The 19,974-nt window shown below is 58.3% G+C and carries 20 protein-coding genes; 14 read left to right on the forward strand and 6 right to left on the reverse strand.

Features of this window, described 5'->3' with window-relative positions; all coding sequences use genetic code 11:
* Positions 1–182 precede the first annotated feature (182 nt).
* Positions 183–839 carry a ribose-5-phosphate isomerase RpiA gene (rpiA, locus tag ACUTQW_RS09805; protein ID WP_006327765.1) on the reverse strand — a complete coding sequence of 219 codons (657 nt, stop codon included), beginning with the start codon at positions 837–839 and terminating at the stop codon, positions 183–185.
* Between the two features lie 204 nt (positions 840–1,043).
* Between rpiA and ACUTQW_RS09810 the strand changes: the two genes are divergently transcribed.
* Positions 1,044–1,937, forward strand: a complete 894-nt coding sequence (locus ACUTQW_RS09810; RefSeq protein ID WP_006327766.1) for a LysR family transcriptional regulator ArgP — start codon at positions 1,044–1,046, stop codon at positions 1,935–1,937.
* Between the two features lie 50 nt (positions 1,938–1,987).
* On the opposite strand, the gene ACUTQW_RS09815 is transcribed toward ACUTQW_RS09810, so the two are convergent.
* The 3 genes from ACUTQW_RS09815 to ACUTQW_RS09825 form a co-directional block, all read right to left on the reverse strand.
* Positions 1,988–2,719: an oxidative stress defense protein gene (locus ACUTQW_RS09815; protein WP_004952521.1), complete on the reverse strand. Its 732-nt coding sequence runs from the start codon at positions 2,717–2,719 to the stop codon at positions 1,988–1,990.
* A gap of 110 nt (positions 2,720–2,829) precedes the next feature.
* Positions 2,830–3,447: an arginine exporter ArgO gene (gene argO, locus ACUTQW_RS09820; RefSeq protein WP_004952524.1), complete on the reverse strand. Its 618-nt coding sequence runs from the start codon at positions 3,445–3,447 to the stop codon at positions 2,830–2,832.
* 123 nt (positions 3,448–3,570) lie between these two features.
* Positions 3,571–4,389 carry an IclR family transcriptional regulator gene (locus ACUTQW_RS09825; protein ID WP_004952526.1) on the reverse strand — a complete coding sequence of 273 codons (819 nt, stop codon included), beginning with the start codon at positions 4,387–4,389 and terminating at the stop codon, positions 3,571–3,573.
* Positions 4,390–4,764: 375 nt separating this feature from the next.
* Between ACUTQW_RS09825 and ACUTQW_RS09830 the strand changes: the two genes are divergently transcribed.
* From ACUTQW_RS09830 to ACUTQW_RS09885, 12 genes are all read left to right on the forward strand, one after another.
* A complete protein-coding gene (locus ACUTQW_RS09830; protein WP_006327767.1) occupies positions 4,765–6,318 on the forward strand; it encodes a sugar ABC transporter ATP-binding protein in 1,554 nt (517 codons plus the stop codon).
* Positions 6,311–7,393: an ABC transporter permease gene (locus ACUTQW_RS09835; RefSeq protein WP_006327768.1), complete on the forward strand. Its 1,083-nt coding sequence runs from the start codon at positions 6,311–6,313 to the stop codon at positions 7,391–7,393. Before ACUTQW_RS09830 ends, ACUTQW_RS09835 begins: the two co-directional genes overlap by 8 nt.
* Before the next feature lie 15 nt (positions 7,394–7,408).
* Positions 7,409–8,509, forward strand: coding sequence for an ABC transporter substrate-binding protein (locus ACUTQW_RS09840; protein WP_004952532.1), 1,101 nt, complete (start codon positions 7,409–7,411; stop codon positions 8,507–8,509).
* A gap of 12 nt (positions 8,510–8,521) precedes the next feature.
* Complete coding sequence (locus ACUTQW_RS09845) at positions 8,522–9,382, forward strand: SMP-30/gluconolactonase/LRE family protein (protein ID WP_006327773.1); 861 nt, start codon at positions 8,522–8,524, stop codon at positions 9,380–9,382.
* A 257-nt stretch (positions 9,383–9,639) separates the two neighbouring features.
* Positions 9,640–10,638 (forward strand): 3-dehydro-L-gulonate 2-dehydrogenase, encoded by a 999-nt coding sequence (yiaK, locus tag ACUTQW_RS09850; protein ID WP_006327774.1) that lies wholly within the window; start codon positions 9,640–9,642, stop codon positions 10,636–10,638.
* 13 nt (positions 10,639–10,651) lie between these two features.
* Positions 10,652–11,125: a YhcH/YjgK/YiaL family protein gene (locus ACUTQW_RS09855; protein ID WP_004952542.1), complete on the forward strand. Its 474-nt coding sequence runs from the start codon at positions 10,652–10,654 to the stop codon at positions 11,123–11,125.
* Positions 11,126–11,222: 97 nt separating this feature from the next.
* A complete protein-coding gene (locus ACUTQW_RS09860; RefSeq protein ID WP_004952545.1) occupies positions 11,223–12,518 on the forward strand; it encodes an MFS transporter in 1,296 nt (431 codons plus the stop codon).
* Positions 12,518–14,008 (forward strand): FGGY-family carbohydrate kinase, encoded by a 1,491-nt coding sequence (locus ACUTQW_RS09865; protein ID WP_006327775.1) that lies wholly within the window; start codon positions 12,518–12,520, stop codon positions 14,006–14,008. Before ACUTQW_RS09860 ends, ACUTQW_RS09865 begins: the two co-directional genes overlap by 1 nt.
* Complete coding sequence (gene ulaD, locus ACUTQW_RS09870) at positions 14,005–14,661, forward strand: 3-keto-L-gulonate-6-phosphate decarboxylase UlaD (protein WP_006327776.1); 657 nt, start codon at positions 14,005–14,007, stop codon at positions 14,659–14,661. The genes ACUTQW_RS09865 and ulaD overlap by 4 nt, the downstream gene beginning before the upstream one ends.
* Before the next feature lies 1 nt (position 14,662).
* Complete coding sequence (locus ACUTQW_RS09875) at positions 14,663–15,523, forward strand: L-ribulose-5-phosphate 3-epimerase (RefSeq protein WP_006327778.1); 861 nt, start codon at positions 14,663–14,665, stop codon at positions 15,521–15,523.
* Positions 15,517–16,218, forward strand: coding sequence for an L-ribulose-5-phosphate 4-epimerase (araD, locus tag ACUTQW_RS09880; protein WP_004952559.1), 702 nt, complete (start codon positions 15,517–15,519; stop codon positions 16,216–16,218). The genes ACUTQW_RS09875 and araD overlap by 7 nt, the downstream gene beginning before the upstream one ends.
* A 201-nt stretch (positions 16,219–16,419) precedes the next feature.
* The gene (locus tag ACUTQW_RS09885; RefSeq protein WP_006327779.1) at positions 16,420–17,118 is read left to right on the forward strand and encodes an RluA family pseudouridine synthase; all 699 of its coding nucleotides are present in this window, start codon (positions 16,420–16,422) and stop codon (positions 17,116–17,118) included.
* A gap of 253 nt (positions 17,119–17,371) precedes the next feature.
* Here the strand turns inward: ACUTQW_RS09885 and ACUTQW_RS09890 are convergent, their stop codons facing one another.
* The gene (locus ACUTQW_RS09890) at positions 17,372–17,911 is read right to left on the reverse strand and encodes a DUF2058 domain-containing protein (protein ID WP_004952566.1); all 540 of its coding nucleotides are present in this window, start codon (positions 17,909–17,911) and stop codon (positions 17,372–17,374) included.
* Positions 17,912–18,183: 272 nt separating this feature from the next.
* Positions 18,184–19,050, reverse strand: a complete 867-nt coding sequence (gene mscS / locus ACUTQW_RS09895) for a small-conductance mechanosensitive channel MscS (protein WP_006327780.1) — start codon at positions 19,048–19,050, stop codon at positions 18,184–18,186.
* A 216-nt stretch (positions 19,051–19,266) separates the two neighbouring features.
* Between mscS and ACUTQW_RS09900 the strand changes: the two genes are divergently transcribed.
* On the forward strand, positions 19,267–19,935 hold the full coding sequence (locus ACUTQW_RS09900; RefSeq protein ID WP_006327781.1) for a DUF1345 domain-containing protein: 669 nt from the start codon (positions 19,267–19,269) through the stop codon (positions 19,933–19,935).
* Positions 19,936–19,974: the final 39 nt, after the last annotated feature.

Below are 19,974 nucleotides of genomic sequence, written 5' to 3' on the forward strand. Positions count from 1 at the left end.
ATGCCAAAGGGAAAGAAATAGACAGAAGCTTTGTGGAGTCAAGGCTCACAATGTGACATATGTCACCAAATTTGGCGCTTTTAATAAAAGATATTTTAGCCAGTGAATTATGCGGTCGGGCAGGATCCAAGACCGCATACAAGATAAAGGCGCACTCTACGCGCCTCCGTAGCATGGGGGGTTTATTCAACCACCTTCACGCCGTCAGGCGTACCGACCAGCGCCACATCCGCACCACGATTGGCGAACAGGCCGACGGTCACCACCCCGGCGATGCCGTTGATTTTGTTTTCCAGAGCAATGGCATCCATGATGCTCAGGTTATGCACATCGAGGATCACGTTGCCGTTGTCGGTCAGCACGTTCTGACGGTATTCCGGCAGGCCGCCCAGCTTCACCAGCTCACGCGCCACATAAGATCGCGCCATCGGGATCACTTCCACCGGCAACGGGAATTTGCCCAGCACGTCCACCTGTTTGCTGGAGTCGACGATACAGATAAACTTGCGCGCGATGGCGGCAATGATTTTTTCACGCGTCAGCGCCGCGCCGCCGCCTTTGATCATCTGCATCTGGCGGTTGATTTCATCCGCGCCGTCGACGTAAATATCCAGCGAATCCACTTCGTTGCTGTCGAACACGTGGATGCCCAGGCTTTTCAGCTTGGCGGTAGAGGCGTCGGAGCTGGACACCGCCCCTTCGATCTGGTGCTTGATGGAGCCGAGTGCGTCAATAAAGTGGGCGGCGGTAGAGCCGGTGCCCACCCCAACGATGGTGCCCGGGGTAACGTAATCCAGCGCTGCCCAGCCAACCGCTTTTTTCAGTTCATCCTGCGTCATGATATGTCCATTGCCTCTGTACGAAAACGTGTGCGTATTATAGGGTAAATCGCTATTTTTCACTCCGGCAGGATCACACTTCTTCACCCTAAGCCGCATTTTTAGGCGCGCCGCAGCAAAATAGCCCCGTGATTTTTCCACCTGTAAAACGCCAGAAATGTGGCATAGTGCCAGTATCAATCTAATTTAAGGGATATCTTTCCGATGAAACGCCCAGACTATCGAACGCTGCAAGCGCTGGACGCGGTGATCCGTGAGCGCGGCTTTGAGCGCGCCGCGCAGAAACTTTGCATCACCCAATCGGCGGTATCCCAGCGCATTAAACAGCTGGAAAATCTGTTCGGCCAGCCGCTGCTGGTGCGCACCGTACCGCCGCGGCCGACCGAGCAGGGCCAGAAATTGCTGGCGCTGTTGCACCAGGTGGAACTGCTGGAAGAAGAGTGGCTGGGTAACGACACCGGTGCCGATACGCCGCTGCTCTTGTCGCTGGCGGTCAACGCCGACAGTCTGGCGACCTGGTTGCTGCCTGCGTTGAAACCGGTGCTGACCGATTCCCCCATTCGCCTGAACCTGCAGGTGGAAGACGAAACGCGTACCCAGGAAAGGCTGCGCCGCGGTGAAGTGGTGGGTGCGGTGAGTATCCAGCCGCAGCCGCTGCCAAGCTGTCTGGTGGATCAACTGGGCGCACTGGATTATCTGTTCGTCGCCTCGAAAGGCTTTGCCGAGCGCTACTTCCCGAACGGCGTCACGCGCTCCGCGCTGCTGAAAGCGCCTGCGGTGGCGTTCGATCATCTCGACGATATGCATCAGGCTTTCTTGCAACAGAACTTTGATCTGTCGCCGGGCAGCGTGCCCTGCCACATCGTGAACTCGTCGGAAGCCTTCGTGCAACTGGCGCGCCAGGGCACCACCTGCTGCATGATCCCGCACCTGCAAATTGAGAAAGAGCTGGATTCGGGTGAGCTTATCGATCTGACGCCGGGCCTGTTCCAGCGCCGCATGCTGTTCTGGCACCGCTTCGCGCCGGAGAGCCGCATGATGCGCAAAGTGACCGACGCCCTGCTGGAGCATGGCCGCCAGGTTCTGCGCCAGGATTAAATGGAAAAGGTTCGCCGTGGCGAACCTTTTTTACTGCAACAAGCCTGCCGTTACTGAGCGGCGTTACGCTGCAACTCGAACACCACATCCACCTGATCGTCAAAGTGAATGCTTTGCTGTTCGTAGGTTTGCGCCGCATCGGTTTCCGCCGCTGCCCCCGCCGATTTATACATGCGCGCTACCGGCATCGGTTGGTAGTTGGCCACATGGTAACGAATACTGAAGACCGGCCCCAGCTTGGCGTTAAAGCCTTTCGCCAAAGAAGCGGCCTGCTGGGTGGCATTCTCGATCGCCTTCTGGCGCGCCTGCTCGCGGTACACATCCGGCTTCGCCACGCCCAGCTCAACTGAGCGGATCTCGTTCAGGCCGGATTTCAACGCGCCGTCCAGCAGCTCGTTCAGTTTATCCAGTTGACGTAACGTCACCTGGACCTGACGTACCGCACGGTAGCCTTTCAATACCGACTCGCCGGTTTTCAGGTAATCATATTCCGGCTGAGTGCGCAGATTGGCGGCGCTGATGTCTTTCTTCTCGATATTGTTTTTCTGCAGGAAATCGAAATATTGCGCCACGCGCTCGTCGACCTGCTTTTTCGCCTGCCCGGCGTCTTTGGAAGAAACGCTGACTTCGATAGCCAGCGTCGCGATATCTGGGGTAGCGTCTACGCTCGAGGTACCCGAGGTGACTACGTGTGGCCCTTCCGGCAACTCCGCCGCCTGCAGCGCCAGAGGCAGCGTCCCTAATCCAACCATTGCGGCCATAGCCAATGCTTTAAGCTTCACAGTGTCTCCTTGATGACAGGCTGTAACTGATTACCGGCCTGACAGCCGGTTCCTTGGCATAAAACGTAGCATATCGCGCGGGCTTTTAAATTCGGATTAGTGACAAATTCTTATAAATTTGCCCCCTGCCAGGCCAATTGCCCTGCGATGGCCCACATCACCAGCCCCACCAGCGTATTGATAATGCGCTGCGCCAGTTGGGTTTTCAGCCACGGCGCCAGCCAGGAAGCCAACAGGGCCAGCGCGAAGAACCAGACGATGGAGGCGCTCACCGCACCCAGCGCGAACCAGGAGCGCACATCCGGCGTCAGTTGGCCACCCAGGCTGCCCAGCACCACGAAGGTATCCAGATAGACATGTGGATTAAGCCAGGTCACGGCCAGCATGGTGACCACCAGACGCCAACGGCTCTGTTTCAACTCCTCTGCCGTCGCCAAGGCCAACTGTCGGCTGAACGCCGTGCGAAATGCGCCCCAGCCGTACCACAGCAAGAATGCCACTCCACCCCAGGTGACGGCCGCCAGCAACAGCGGCGAACGGCTCAGTAAGGCGCTACCACCGAAAATACCGGCGCAGATCAACACGATATCGCTCAATGCGCACAGCGACGCAATCATCAGATGGTACTGACGGCGGATGCCCTGATTCATCACGAAGACGTTTTGCGGGCCAAGCGGCAAGATCATCGCGGCGCTCAAGGCGAAGCCCTGCAGAAAGACAGCTAGCATGGTGTTCCTCACAGAGAAAAAGCGCCGTTCGGGGGGCGCGTGTCGGTCAACACGCGCATCATACGAGGAAGTAATTATTAGGTGAAATTGATATTTCTAATCAAGTATCAGTGATGCTAATACTCAAGCCGGGATCACAAACCCCAATTCCTGGGAAATGCGCTGTGCCGTCGCCAACACCGGCTTGATCAGGGCCTTCACGCCAATCTGTTGCAGTTTGGCGGTCGGCAGCGACACCGACACCGCATAAGGAACCCGCTGCTGGATATCAAATACCGGCGCCGCCACGCAGGACACGCCCAGCTCATTCTCTTCACGATCCATCGCCATGCCGCGCTGGCGGATATCGGCCAATTCCTCATACATCTTCGGCAACTCGGTAATGGTATTGCGCGTCAACGTCTGAATCTCTTGCTGATGGGTTTGCCAATAGTGTTCGGGATAGTCGCTGTTGCCGTAGGCCATGAAAATCTTGCCCATCGCCGAGCAATACAGCGGCATATGCTGGCCGATATAGGCACGGGTGCGCATCATGCCGGTGGTCGGCTCCAGCTTGTAGATCAGAATGACGTGGTCATCTTCCCGGCTGGAGAAATTCACCGTCTCCCCCACTTCCAGATTCAGCTGTTCCAGATGCGGCGCGGCAACGTGGATGATATTCAGCGAAGAAAGCGCCTTCTGGCCGATGGAAATAAACTTGGTGGTCAGGCGATAGCTGCCAGGCGACGGCGCCTGAGTCACATAGCCGCTGGTATGCAATCCCTGCAACAGACGATGGACAGTGCTTTTGTTCATTCCCGCCAGCTCGGAAAGGTGCGCCAGCGGGCAGCCATTAGGGAAATTGCTCAGGATCTCGATCAGTTGCAAACCACGGAACAGGCTTTGGCTGCCCAGGGGTTTATCTTTCTTGTCATCTTTCTCGTCGACAGCTTTCAGGCTCATAGCGCAATTTCTCCAGTGTCGAGCCGCCGGCCAACGCCACGGCGTGGCAAGCGGACCCTTTGTCGGGAATGTTACCCCAAGGCCCGCATCAGGTGAAGACGGAACGCCGTTTCATTGTCAGCAGCAGGTTAAAAATGCGCAACAATCGGGTAACCCCTGAAGTGAGTTGTCCGTCACAATTCCGCAAAGAGACAAATAACACATTGTTTTAAAACAACAATTAAAATGATTCTGGCTTTGCTTTAGATCACCGAACGGCATATTATTTTTGAAATTGAATTTCGCATAATGAAATTTAAAGGCGATATAACAACCAGAAGTTCACCCATTTTGCATTGCGCCGATCGCGCATGCCGGACACCAGGGGCGCATCACATGACACCAGACAATGCGGAACAACCCATTCTCACCCTCAGCCATATCGTCAAACGTTTTGGCGGCAACGTGGCGGTCAATGACGTCAGCCTGCAAGTGATGCCGGGCGAGGTACTGGCCCTGCTGGGCGAGAACGGCGCAGGAAAATCGACGTTGATCAAGGTGTTGGCGGGGGTTTACCCGCGCGACGGCGGCGACATTCAATTTCAGGGAGCCAGCATAGCCTCCGCTGCGGCGATAAAAAGTGACAGCCGCCAACCTATTGCCTTTATTCATCAGGATCTCGGGCTGATCGAATGGATGACGGTAGCGGAAAACATGGCGCTGGTGATGGGCTTCCCGCGCCGTTTTGGCTTGATCGACTGGCGCGCCATCCGCCACCGCGCCGTTCAGGCGTTGCAGGACGTCGGCATCGCGCTGGATCCCGATGCCAGGGTATTCGAACTGTCGCGCACCGAAAAATCATTGCTGGCGATCGCCCGGGCGGTGGCGGTCAATGCCGAATTGCTGGTGCTGGATGAACCCACCGCCTCGCTGCCCGCCAACGACGTGCGCCATCTGTTCGCGGTCATCAACCGGCTGCGCGCCAAAAAAGTCGGCATGATTTACGTCACTCACCGGCTGGACGAAGTGATCGAGATTGCCGACCGGGTGTGCGTAATGCGCGACGGGCGCTACGTGGCCGGCGGCAATACCGCCGACTACACGCTGCGCGATCTGGTGCAGATGATCGTTGGCGAAGCCATGGCCGACGATCAGCGCGAGCCGCTGCCGGAACACCGGCCGCCGGTATTGCAGCTCAATAACCTGGTGGTGGGCGATATCGGCCCGGTCAGTTTCAGCCTGCAACCTGGCGAAATGCTGGCGCTGGCCGGTCTGCGCGGTGCCGGGCAAGAGGAGATCGGCCGGCTGCTGTTCGGTCTGCGCCAGGCCGACGGCGGCGAGATCCATTTTCGTGACCAACCCTATACGGCCGGCAATCCGCAACAGGCGATGGCCTGCGGCGTCTCATTGGTGGCAGGCGATCGTACCGGCGAAAGCCTGGTGATGTCGATGAGCGTGCGTGAAAACCTGTTTATCAATCCGACGGCCTCCGGCCACAAGCTGCTTTCGCGCTACAGCCGCCGCGCGGAAATAGGCGCCAGTTGGTGGAAGGTCCAGCTGTTCGATGTACGGCCCAAGGACGTCAATATCGATATCAGCGCCCTGTCCGGCGGCAACCAGCAGAAGGTGGTGATGGCGCGTTGGATGCACCTGGGCGCACCGCTGCTGATCCTGGAAGATCCCACCGCCGGCGTGGACGTCGGCGCACGGGCGGAAATCTATCATCTCTTAAATAAATCCCTGGCAGAAGGCGTGGCGGTATTGGTTGTCTCCAACGATTTTGAGGAGATCGCCCATATCTGCAACCGCGCTCTGGTGTTTAACCGGGGAAAAGTGGTCGGCGAGCTGAAAAATCAGCAGGTGTCATTCGCCAATTTATTGGAACTGGCCTCCGCCAGCGCCGGGGAAACCCTCGCATCAACGTTAGAATCTGAGGTGGGTAATGTCTAAAACATCTGTTAAATCAACGGCACTTGAGCAAAGGGTCAGCCTGTCGCAAGACGGCGTCGGGCCGTGGCTGATGCAGGTTCTCACCCGCTACGGCCTGCTGCTGCTGTGCGTTGCGCTGGTTGTCCTGTTTTCGCTGATCGCACCGTCATTCGCCTCGATGTTGACGGTGCAGGCGATCCTTTCCAGCAAATCCAAGATCGCCCTGCTGGCGCTGGCGGCGACCATTCCGATGATCGTCGGCAAAATTGACCTTAACGTCGGCTTCGGCATCGTGCTGTGGCATATCCTCGCCATCACCCTGCAGGTGGAATACGGCTTCTCGTGGCAGATGGCGGTGCTGACGGTGTTGGTCATCTCCGCGCTGTACGGCCTGCTGAACGGCATTCTGGTGGCGCTGGCGGACATCGACAGCTTCGTTGCCACCCTGGGTTCCGGCACAGTGCTGTATGCGATAGCGCTGTGGCACTCCGGCGGGCGCCAGATCGTCGGCGATCTGCCGGACGCCTTTATCGCTCTGCACCACACCGAGATCGGCGGGATCCCGATCGTCGCGTTCTACGTGTTGATCGTCGCCGTGGTGCTGTGGTTGATCACCGAACACACTCCGCTGGGCCGCTGCATGTACGCGGTGGGCGGCAACCCGGCGGCGGCGCGGTTAAACGGCATCTCGGTCAACCGCTTTACTGTCGGCGCCTTTATTGCCTCCAGCGTGTTGACCGGCTTCAGCGGCGTACTGATCGCCGCCGAACAGGGCGTCGGCCAGGCCAGCGTCGGCATGGACTACCTGCTGCCGGCACTGGTCGGCGCCTTCCTGGGCAGCACCACCATTCGCCCCGGCCGGGTTAACGTCTGGGGCACCGTAGTCGGCATCGCCATTCTGGCTATCGGCATCGCCGGTATTCAGCAGTTCGGCGGCGAGTTCTGGGTCGAGCCGCTGTTCAACGGCGCGACGCTGCTGCTGTCGATCACCCTGGCGGGCTATGCCCAGCGCCGCCGGTTACTCAATCAAAAAGCGGTACAACGCAGCCCGGCCGTTACGGCGGATAAAAATAACCAAAAAGCGATCAATCCTTAACCAGGAGCTCACCCAATGAAACGTCTTTGGATCTTACCGACTACCCTGCTGCTGGCCGGCGCCGCCTCACCCGCCTGGGCCGACGCCTATCTCGATCAGGCCACGGCGGCGGTCGCCAAGGCCACCGCCAGCGTCACCCAGTGGGACGGGCCGACCAGCGGCCCGCAGTTGCAGGCCAACAAGAAAATCATCTTTATCGCCTCGGACATGAAAAACGGCGGCGTACAGGGCGTGCAAGAAGGGCTTAGCGAAGCGGCGAAAGCCGCCGGCTGGAAGCTGGAAACCTTGGACGGCGGCGGCTCGGTGAAAGACCAGTTGGCTTCGCTCAATCAGGCGATCGCCCAGAAGCCGGACGGCATCGTGATCGGCGGCTGGAACCCGAACGTAGCCAAGATCCCGCTGAAGAAGGCCATCCAGCAAGGCATAGTGCTGACCGCCTGGCACGCGGTGCCGGAGCCGGGACCCATCGCCAAATACAATGTGTTCTATAACGTCACCTCAGATTCCAACGAAGTGGCGCGCATCGCCGCCCAATACGCGGTGGTGCAATCCGGCGGCAAGGCCAGCGTGCTGATCTTTACCGATTCTCTGTATCAAATCGCGCTGGACAAGGCCAACGTGATGAAAGAAGAAATCGGCAAATGCAGTGGCTGTAAAGTGGTGGAATTCATCGATACCCCGCTGTCGGACACCTCCAACCGCATGCCGGCCATGACCTTCAGCCTGTTGCAGAAATACGGCGATAAATTCCAGTACGCGCTGGCGATCAACGATTTGTACTTTGATTTCATGGCGCCGGCGCTGAAAACCGCAGGCAAAGGCGGCAAGAATGCGCCTTATAACATCTCCGCCGGCGACGGCTCCATTTCCGCCTATCAGCGCATCCGTTCCGGCGACAGCCAGTCTGCCACGGTGCCCGAACCGCTGAAACTGCACGGCTGGCAACTGCTGGATGAGTTCAACCGCGCCTTCGCCAAGCAGCCACCTTCCGGCTATGTCACTCCGGCGCACCTGGTGACGCGCGACAACATCGCCGCCGACGGTGGCAGCAACAACCTGTATGACCCGCAAAATGATTATCAGGGCCACTACAAAACCATCTGGGGCGTGAAGTAAGCGGAGGTCGGTATGAACGGACTGATGGCGGACCATCAGCTTGAGCGCCTGTGTTCACCGGCCATCTGGGCTGAAGGACCGGTGTGGCTGCCGCAACAGGATGCGGTGGTGTTCAGCGATGTGAAAGGCAACCGCATGTTCCGCTGGTCACGGCAGGGGGAGTTGAGCCTGTGGCGCTCCCCTTCGCACTACGCCAACGGCAATGCCCGCGATGCCGAAGGGCGAGTGGTCAGCTGCGAGCACGGGCGCCGCGGCATCTCCCGCACTGAAAGCAGCGGTGAAGTGCACATGCTGATCGAACGCGTTGACGGCAAGCGTTTCAATTCACCCAACGACGTGGCGGTGCGCTCTGACGGCACGATTTGGTTCACCGATCCGCCCTACGGCATTACCGGCGACGAAGAAGGTTACAAGTCGGAAAGCCAGGTGATCGGCTGCTATCTCTACTGCTTTGACCCGCGCGACGGTTCGTTGAACATTGCCGCCTGCGATCTGCAGCGCCCGAACGGCCTGGCCTTTTCACCGGATGAGTCGTTGCTGTACGTGGCAGATATGTCGATCGTCGATTTCCCGACCCTCGGCCGCAGCGAATTGCGGGTGTATCAGGTCGATGGGCGTGAGTTGAGCTGCGGCCGGCGTTTCGCCGCCGTAGCCCCCGGCTTCCCGGATGGCTTCTGCGTAGACAGGGCCGGCAACCTGTTTTGCAGTTGCGCCGATGGCGTGCTGATCTTCGACAGCCGGGGGAAACAGCAGGGAAAAATCGACGTGCCGGAACGGGTCTCCAATTGCACCTTCGGTGGGCCGGACGGCAACGAGCTGTACATTACCGCCACCACCTCGTTATACCGCAGAGTGTTGAATACAAAGGGATAACTGACAGGAGAAGTGAACGCAGAGCGGGCCTGTTCCGCTCTGCTTTGTCACGTCTGAAGCACGTCAACGGCCCAAAAACGTGCCGCCGATCACAAAACCACCAGATTAATTTAACCCACTGTTTTATATAAATAACTTTCTCTTTGCTTACTTTGACTTCACTCAGCCGCAGGTATAGCATTTATTTAAAATGTGATTTCGTATATTGAAATTTAACGAGCACAAAACACACAAAAACGCCGTAACGGAGAGTCCGCATGAGAGTGAGTTACACCGATCTGAAACAGCAATTCAAACGCGTACTGCTGTCGCGGGGCGTGGCGGAAACCACCGCTGACGACTGCGCCGGCATGTTCGCCGACACCTCGGCCAGCGGCGTTTACTCCCACGGCGTTAACCGGTTTCCGCGCTTTATTCAGCAGCTCGACGCAGGCGATATCGTGCCGGACGCCGAACCCAGCAAGCTGCTGTCGCTGGGCGCAATCGAACAATGGGACGCCCATCAGGGCATCGGCAACCTCACCGCCCGCAGGATGATGGATCGCGCCATGCAACTGGCCGATAGCCACGGTATCGGCCTGGTGGCGCTGCGCAACGCCAATCACTGGATGCGCGGCGGCGGTTACGGCTGGCAGGCGGCGGAGAAAGGCTATATCGGCATCTGCTGGACCAACTCGATAGCCGTGATGCCGCCGTGGGGATCCAAAGAGTGCCGCATCGGCACCAATCCGCTGATCGTCGCGGTGCCGGGCAACCCAATCACCATGGTGGATATGTCGATGTCGATGTTCTCCTACGGCGCGCTGGAGCTGAACCGGCTGGCCGGCAAAACGCTGCCGGTAGACGGCGGCTTCGACAACGACGGCCAGTTGACGCGCGATCCGGCCACCATTGAAGAGAACCGCCGCATTTTACCTATGGGTTACTGGAAAGGATCGGCGCTGTCGATTGTGCTGGATATGATCGCCACCCTGTTGTCCGGCGGATCCTCGGTGGCGGAAGTAACCGAAGACAACCGCGACGAGTACGGGGTATCCCAGGTGTTTATCGCCATTGAGATCGAGCGCCTGATCGACGGCAATACCCGCGACGAAAAGCTGCAACGGATCATGGATTACATCACCAGCGCCGAACGCGATAACCCGGAAGTCGCCATTCGCCTGCCGGGCCATAAATTCCCGCGCATCCAGGCGGAAAACATGCGCGACGGCATTCCGGTCGATGAACGCGTCTGGGCGCGCATTCAGGCGCTGTAACAGGAGAACCGCCATGATATTCGGTCATATCGCCAATACGGCATCCGAACAGTACCCTGCGCCGGTCGCCAACGCCGTCGCCTATTTGCAGAATACCGATTTCAGCGCCCTGCCCGCCGGGCGTTATGAAGATCCCGCCACGGGTTACGTGGTGCAGGTGCTGGATCTGCACACTCAACCGCCGGACGAACTGCGGCCCGAAGTACACCGCAAGAACGTAGACGTACAGTTTCTGGTCAGCGGCACCGAATTGATCGGCGTAGCGGCAGATCGCGGCGATAACCCGATCCATCAGGAATTGCTGGCGCAGCGCGACATCATTTTTTATCGGGACGTCGCGGACGAATCCTGGCTCACAATGCGCCCCGGCAATTTCGCGGTGTTTTTTCCGCAGGACGTTCATCGCCCGGCCTGTATTCATCAACGGCCCTGCGCTATTCGCAAAGTGGTGGTGAAAATACCGCTGGCGTTATTTAACGCCCAATAAGCAACACCGAGTTTATAACCATGAACGACACGGGCCTGCGGGCCTGTGTAGGCGCCCCTACGCCTTAACACCACTAAATGACTCTACAGGTGTATATATGAATACAGCCTCTGTTTCTGTCACCCAAAGCCAGGCGATCCCTAAATTACGCTGGTTGAGAATAGTGCCGCCTATTCTTATTACCTGCATTATTTCCTATATGGACCGGGTGAACATCGCCTTCGCCATGCCCGGCGGCATGGACGATGAACTGGGCATCACCGCCTCGATGGCCGGGTTGGCCGGCGGTATTTTCTTTATCGGTTATCTGTTCTTGCAGGTACCCGGCGGCAAGCTGGCGGTGTACGGCAACGGCAAGAAATTCATCGGTTGGTCGTTGTTGGCCTGGGCGGTGATTTCCGTGCTGACCGGGCTGGTCACTAACCAGTATCAATTGCTGTTCCTGCGCTTCGCCCTCGGCGTTTCCGAAGGCGGCATGCTGCCGGTGGTGCTGACCATGATCAGCAACTGGTTCCCGGACAAGGAACGCGGCCGCGCCAACGCCATCGTCATCATGTTCGTCCCGATCGCCGGCATCCTTACCGCACCGCTGTCCGGCTGGATCATCACCGCCTGGGACTGGCGCATGCTGTTCCTGGTCGAGGGCGCGCTGTCGCTGGTCGTGATGGCGCTGTGGTATTTCACCATCAGCAACCGTCCACAAGAGGCCAAATGGATTTCGCAGGCGGAAAAAGACTATCTGATCAAAACGCTGCACGACGAACAGTTGCTGATCAAAGGCAAAACGGTGCGCAACGCCTCGCTGCGTAGGGTGCTGGGCGACAAAATCATGTGGCAGTTGATTCTGGTGAACTTCTTCTACCAGACCGGGATTTACGGCTACACCCTGTGGCTGCCGACCATTCTCAAGGGGCTCACCAACGGCAATATGGAGCAGGTCGGGATGCTGGCTATCCTGCCCTATATCGGCGCCATCTTCGGCATGCTGATCATTTCCACCCTCTCCGATCGCACCGGCAAGCGCAAAGTTTTCGTCGCACTGCCGCTGGCCTGCTTTGCCATCTGCATGGCGCTGTCGGTGCTGCTGAAGGATCACATCTGGTGGTCGTACGCGGCGCTGGTGGGCTGCGGCGTCTTTATCCAAGCCGCCGCCGGGGTGTTCTGGACCATTCCGCCCAAGCTGTTTAACGCCGAAGTGGCCGGCGGCGCGCGCGGCGTGATCAATGCTCTGGGCAACCTCGGCGGTTTCTGCGGCCCCTATATGGTCGGCGTGTTGATCACCTTGTTCAGCAAAGACGTCGGCGTTTACAGCCTCGCAGTGTCGCTGGCCATCGCCTCGGTGCTGGCGTTGATGCTGCCGAATCGATGCGACCAAAAAGCGGGGGCCGAATAATGGACTATTGGCTGGGGCTGGACTGCGGCGGCACCTTTATCAAAGCCGGCCTGTATGACCGGAATGGCGCAGAACTGGGCATAGCCCGCCGTACGCTGGACATTGTCGCGCCGCAACCCGGCTGGGCGGAACGTGACATGCCCGCGCTGTGGCATACCGCCGCCGAGGTGATCCGCGAATTGCTGGCCCGCAACGACATTGCCGCCGCTGATATTCAGGCCATCGGCATCTCGGCGCAGGGTAAAGGCGCGTTTTTGTTAGACGAGCAAGGCCAACCGTTGGGTAACGCCATGCTGTCTTCCGACCAGCGCGCATTGGCGCAGGTGCAAGAGTGGCAGAAACAGGGCGTGCCGCAGGCATTGTACCCACAGACGCGGCAAACGTTGTGGACCGGCCACCCGGTCTCGCTACTGCGCTGGGTCAGGCTGCACCAGCCGGAACGCTACCGCCGGATTGGCAGCGTGCTGATGGCGCACGATTACCTGCGTTACTGCCTGACCGGCGAGCTGGCCTGCGAAGAAACCAATATCTCCGAATCCAACCTGTATCAGATAAGCGGCGGGCGCTATGACCCGGCGTTGGCGCAACTGTTAGGTATCGGCGACATCATGCCCGCCATGCCGCCGATCGTTGGCTCCGCCGAGATCGCCGGGCGGGTTAACGCCGCTGCAGCCGAGGCTACCGGGTTATTGCCGGGAACGCCGGTGGTTGGCGGCCTGTTTGACGTGGTTTCTACCGCGCTGTGCGCCGGGTTGCAGGATGAGACGCGGCTTAATGCGGTGATGGGCACCTGGTCGGTCACCAGCGGCATCACCGACAGCATCACCGAAGGTTTCGACCATCCCTTTGTCTATGGCCGCCACGCCGAGACGGGGAAATACATCGTGCACGAAGCCAGCCCCACCTCAGCCGCCAACCTGGAGTGGTTCTGCCGCCAATGGGGGCTGAGCGACTACGCCCAACTCAATGACTGGGTCGCCGCGCTGCCCAAGGCCGCCAGCAGCCTGCTGTTCGCCCCCTTCCTGTACGGCTCCAACGCCGGTCTGGGGCTGAGCGCCAGCTTCCACGGCCTACAGGCCTTCCACCAGCGCGAACATCTGGTGCAGGCGATCTACGAAGGCGTGGTGTTCTGTCATATGACCCACCTTAACCGCATGCGGCAACGCTTCCCGGCGGCTAAAGCGTTGCGCGTCACCGGCGGCCCCGCCAAATCGGCGCCCTGGATGCAGATGTTCGCCGACGTCAGCGGCCTGCCGGTGGAGCTGCCGCAGGTTGAGGAAACCGGCTGTCTGGGTGCCGCGATGGCGGCCATGGTCGGCAGCGGCGCATTCCGTGATTTCGCCGCCGCCCAGTTGGCGCTGGCACCGCGCATCGAACGGGTGCTGCCGGACACCGCAGCCGGTGAGGCCTATGTTCGAAAACACCAAGGTTATCAGGCGCTGATTGCGGCGTTGCAAGGGCTGCAATCCGGCCACCAGGAGGTTCCATGAGCAATAAACCGCGCCTGCAACTGGCGCTCGACCATACCCGGCTGGAGGCCGCCCTGCAGACGGCAGAACGCCTGCAATCGCACGTCGACATCATCGAGGCCGGCACCATTTTATGCATCAGCGCCGGTATCCAGGCGGTGAGCGCACTGCGTGAGCGCTGCCCGCAGCATACGTTGGTGGCTGACCTGAAAGTGGCCGATGCCGGTGGCACCCTGGCGCAACAGGCCTTCGGCCACGGTGCCGACTGGATGACGGTGATCTGCGCCGCACCGCTGGCCACCATGGCCGGCGCACTGGAAGTGGCGCATCAGCATCAGGGGGACATTCAGATTGAGCTATTCGGCCGCTGGACGCTGGACGACGCCAGACAGTGGCGCGAGCTCGGCATCCGCCAGGCGATCTACCACCGTGGCCGCGACGCGCAGGCCAGCGGGCAAACCTGGGGGCGGCAAGATCTGGATCTGATGAAAGCGCTGTCGGATCTGGGCATCGAGCTGTCGGTCACCGGCGGTATCACCCCGGCCGATTTACCGCTGTTCAAAGATATCGCCGTGACCGCCTTTATCGTCGGTCGGGCGCTGGCGGAGGCTGCCGATCCGCTGGCCGCCGCCGGTCAGTTCCGTTCCGCCATTGATGACATCTGGAGAGGTTGATATGCGCCAGCACCCGTTGGGAATTTATGAAAAAGCGTTGCCGAAACACCTGACCTGGCCCGAGCGGCTGGCGCTGGCCAAAGCCTGCGGTTTCGATTTTGTCGAGATGTCGGTGGATGAAAGCGACGAGCGGCTGGCACGTCTGAGTTGGAGCAAGGAGCAGCGGCTGTCGCTGGTCAGCGCCATGCTGGAAACCGGCATCAGTATCCCGTCAATGTGCCTGTCGGGCCATCGCCGTTTCCCGTTCGGCAGCCATGATAATGCGCTGCGCCAGCGCGCCTTCGAGGTAATGGAACAGGCCATTCAGTTGGCGAAAGACGTCGGTATCCGCACCATTCAGCTCGCCGGGTATGACGTCTATTACGAACAGCAGGACGACAGCACGCTGGCGCGCTTTACCGAGGGCATGCAATGGGCGGTCGAGCGTGCCGCCGCCGCCCAGGTGATGCTGGCGGTGGAAATCATGGACACTGCCTTTATGAACTCCATCAGCAAATGGAAGGCCTGGGACGCTTGTCTGGCATCGCCGTGGTTCACGGTGTATCCGGACGTCGGCAACCTCAGTGCCTGGGGCAACGATGTGGCGCAGGAGCTGGCGCTGGGTATTGACCGCATTGCCGCCATCCACCTGAAGGACACCTATCCGGTCACCGAAAGTTCACCGGGGCAGTTCCGCGACGTGCCCTTTGGCGAAGGTTGCGTGGATTTTGTCGCCGTGTTCCGCACGCTGAAACAGCTTAATTACCGCGGCGCTTTCCTGATCGAAATGTGGACCGAAAAAGCCGAGGAGCCGGTGGCCGAGATTGTTCAGGCACGCCGCTGGATCGAACAGAAAATGCAACAAGGGGGAATGACATGCTAACTCTGCCGCAGCTTAAACAACAGGTGCTGGAAGCCAACCTCGACCTGCCCCGCCACAATCTGGTGACCTTCACCTGGGGCAATGTCAGCGCGGTGGACCGCGAACGCGGGCTGGTGGTGATCAAGCCTTCCGGCGTGGAATACGAGCATATGGCAGCCGAGGATATGGTGGTGGTGGATCTCGCTAGCGGCCGCACCGTCGAGGGAAGCAAGAAGCCGTCTTCAGATACCGCTACCCACCTGGCGCTGTACCGTGAATTCGCCGATATCGGCGGTATCGTACACACCCATTCGCGCCACGCCACCATCTGGGCGCAGGCCGGGCTGGACATTCCCGCCTGGGGCACCACCCACGCCGACTACTTCTACGGCGCCATCCCCTGCACCCGGCTGATGACCGAGCAGGAGATTGAACATGACTATGAGCTGGAGACCGGCAAGGTGATTATCGACACCTTCCGCCGGCGCGGCATCAGCCCCAACGCCATTCCGGCGGTGCTGGTGAATGCGCATGGCCCGTTCGCCTGGGGCAAGGATCCGCACAACGCGGTGCACAATGCGGTGGTGCTGGAAGAAATTGCCTATATGGGGATTTTTTCACGCCAGCTGACGCCGGGTATCGGCAGCATGCAGCAAGAGTTGCTGGATAAACACTATCTGCGCAAGCACGGCAAGAACGCCTATTATGGGCAATAAGTCGGGTTAGCCCACCCTTGCAGGCAAACCGCCAGCGTAGTGGCCAGACGCCGAGAGGCGTCTGGTGAAAACAACCATTGATATCGCGACATAATCTGCGTGACAGCTTGCCACCCGCCGCTCCGTCAGACGAATAGCCGGATTCGCCAGTCGGTTTAAAATTCGTTATCATCCGCTCCCACTCTTCGTCCGGGTAGCCTGATGTCCAAGATTATCGATACCTTTATTGCCCCGCCGTGCCATGACAAGATCGAAAATCTCTATCAGGACGAGAGTCTGGTACTGATCAATAAACCCGCCGGGCTGCTCAGCCTCTCGGGGAAAAATCCGCAAAATCTGGATTCGGTGCATCATCGGCTGGTACAGATATTCCCCGGTTGCACCCTGGTCCACCGCCTGGATTTCGGTACTTCCGGGCTGATGGTGATTGCCCGCAATAAGGCTGTCAATGCCGCCCTCTGCCAACAGTTCAGCCAGCGAACAGTGACCAAAGTGTACAGCGCACTGCTCTGCGGGCATCTGGACAACGACGAAGGGGTGATAGACGCCGCGATTGCCAAAGACCCGGCGCTGTTCCCGCTGATGTCGATTTGCGCAACCCACGGCAAGCCCGCTCGCTCCGGCTATCGGGTCGTTGAGCGCTTTTATCGTGAGTTGGAAGGCGGGACGTTACTGCCCGTGACGCGGGTGCAGCTAACCCCGGAAACCGGGCGCACTCATCAACTCCGCATCCACTGTCAGCTGTTGGGCCACCCTATTTTGGGCTGTGATCTGTATGGCGGTCGCCTGCTGCCGGGTACCGAACGGATCCCGCGGCTGATGCTGCATGCCAGTGAACTGCATTTTGTTCATCCCATTGGCAAAGAACAGATCAAAGCCCGTCATGCCAGCCCGTTCTGAAAGCGGCATCTCATCACGATGAACAATGCCCCGGCGTAGTGCCAAAGTGTTTATGGCAAGGCTTAATCAGATGACTTTAGCCTAGAGGCGATAAAAACGGGGAAGCCAAAAAGACATCATCCAGTCGGGTGGGCAGCAAAGGTGTTGGCAACTCGCCAGAATAACCCTGCGTTTAGCCATAAACTGGCTGAAGATAAATCCTAATGAAAAGCCCTGAAGGACTTTTCATGCATAAGCCGGTGCAAAACGTTAATTACCACATCAAATCATCGGGCACTTTAAAATCGGCATACGGATCTTCTTCATCTTGCTCTTCCTGACTAAGCGCACTATTTAATACAATGCTGTTCGCATCTCGCTGCGCAATTTTATCTGCTACGCTCGCAGGGATAATCACGTATTCACTCTCTTCGCGGTTATCAATAACCAAACGAGCAATGGCGAGGCGACCGCTAATCAGCTGAGCTTGGGTAAGCTTATCCACAACGACTTTTTTAATTACATTATTATCTGTGAAGTTAAAACCAATATCGCCTTTTGCAAGGTCGATTCTGTTCATTTCAATGAGCTGCTTCACCTGAGCTTTATACTCTTTAGATAAAGCCGCTTGTTTTTGTTGTTCGCTTAGCTGTTTATCACGCTCAAGTTGCGCTTTTTTATTTTCTTCCACCGCCTCTCTTGCCTCACGAGCCTGCACCCGTGATTTTTTTGCGGTTTTTTGGACTTTGGCCATTTTTTTGCTGGTCACTAGTCCAGCTTTCAGCATCTGCTCTTGCAAGGTGAGTTTTGTCATTTTCGTTTCTAAACCCGTTGAATAATTTGTGGGATTATACCTGTAATTTTCGAGGCTGTACCAGAGGCTGGCGTGACCTGCCGATGCTCAGCGCCCGGTGTCGGTATCGGTGGGCTCAGCCGCCCGCTTCCCGCTCTACCGGCTCAGCTTGTACCGCCGGCTACCCGCGTCTGGATTAGCGTTGCCAAACTGACAAAACGAAAAGCCGAGGCTGCCTCTCAGGGAGATAGCCTCGGCCAGCAATAAAAAAAGGGGCCTGAGCCCCTTCTCGCTTATTCCGCTTTAGCGGCGGCTTGTTCAGTGCGATAGAGATGAACGTCCATCTGCGGGAACGGAATGCCGATGTTGTTGGCATCCAGCGCGCGTTTGAAGTTTTCCATCAGATCGAAGTACACGTTCCAGTACTCCGCATTGGTGGTCCAGGAACGGGTCACGAAGTTCAGCGAAGAGGGTGCCATTTCGTTCAGACGCACGGTCACGCCCTTGGCATGCATAACGCGTTTGTCGGCCGCTATCACATCGCCCAGCACCTTTTTCACCACGTCGATGTCGGCGTTATAGGCCACGCCCACCACGATATCCACACGGCGATTCGGCTCGCGAGAGTAGTTGATGATGTTGCCGGCAATGATTTTGCCGTTCGGCACCACGATGGTTTTGTTGTCTGCGGTACGCAGAGTGGTGGAAAAGATTTGCACCTGATCGACAGTGCCGGCCACGCCGCCCAGATCAACATACTCGCCCACGCGCAGCGGACGGAAGATCACCAGCAGCACGCCGGCGGCAAAGTTGGACAGCGAGCCCTGCAGCGCCAGACCCACGGCCAAACCGGCGGCACCCAGTACGGCGATCACCGAAGTGGTCTGCACGCCAATGCGCCCCAGCACCGCAATAAAGGTAAACGCCAACACGCCATAACGCACGATCGCAGACAGGAAATCCGCTACCGTGGCGTCAATGCCGCGCAGTTTCATCACGCGGTTTAATGCGTTGCCGATCACTCGGGCAATAATCGAACCGATAATCAGGATAACGATGGCGGCGACGATGTTAACCGCGTACTGGATCAGCAGATCCTGGTTCTTCACCAGCCAGTTACCGGCGCCGTTGATGCCATCCACTACATTCAAATCTTTCATTCGTGTCGTCCTAACTTTGTCCCTAATGGGATAAACTCGCAAAAATATACTGACACCAATCGCCAGTTGGAAACCACCGTCTTAGGTTAACCAACATTCGTCCAGCATCCAACCGTAAGCGCTAAAAATAACCGAAACAACGGCGTGTTTGCAGCCATATCCTCTATGCTAAACAAAGCGCTATCCCCATTAAGTTAATCAGGAACCCCATCCGTTATGTACATTCCTTCGTCGATTAAACACTACTGGCAGGTTCGGCCGAGGCTGCTGCTTTCGGTGGGGGCCGGTATTCTGTGTTACCTGCTGCTGCCGGCTCAGCTTTCTGAACTGCAACGCCTGATGATCGGCTGGAACGTGCTGGCCTGGCTCTACCTGCTGTTTCTCTGGCGCCTGATGCTGGTGAGCACGCCACAGCACATCCGCCAGATCGCCCGCTTGCAGGATGAGAGCGCCAGTATGGTGTTGGCGCTGGTCAGCATCGGTTGCCTGGTGAGCATTCTGTCTATCATGTTTGAATTGGGCACGGCCAAACAGGTCAGTGACTCGCTGAAAACGCTGCATCTGACGCTGACCGGCGCCACGCTGGTGGTGTCCTGGCTGCTGCTGCCGACCGCCTTCACCATGCATTACGCCCACCAGTTTTACCGTAAGGGCGCGCAGCAGGACCCGCTGCCGCTGGTGTTTCCCGGCAATCTTACCGAACCGACCTATCTGGACTTCGCCTACTTCTCATTCACCATCGCGGTGGCGTCGCAAACCGCCGACGTGGCGGTCGGTGCGGCGGAAGTGCGCAAAATCACCCTGCTGCAATCGGTCATCTCTTTCGTGTTCAATATGGTGATCCTGGGGCTGTCGATTAACGTCGGCGCCGGCCTGTTGAGCTAAAAACGAAAAAGGCTCCCCGAGGGGAGCCTTTATGGCAAA

The organism is Serratia sp. TSA_7 (genome assembly GCF_052692135.1).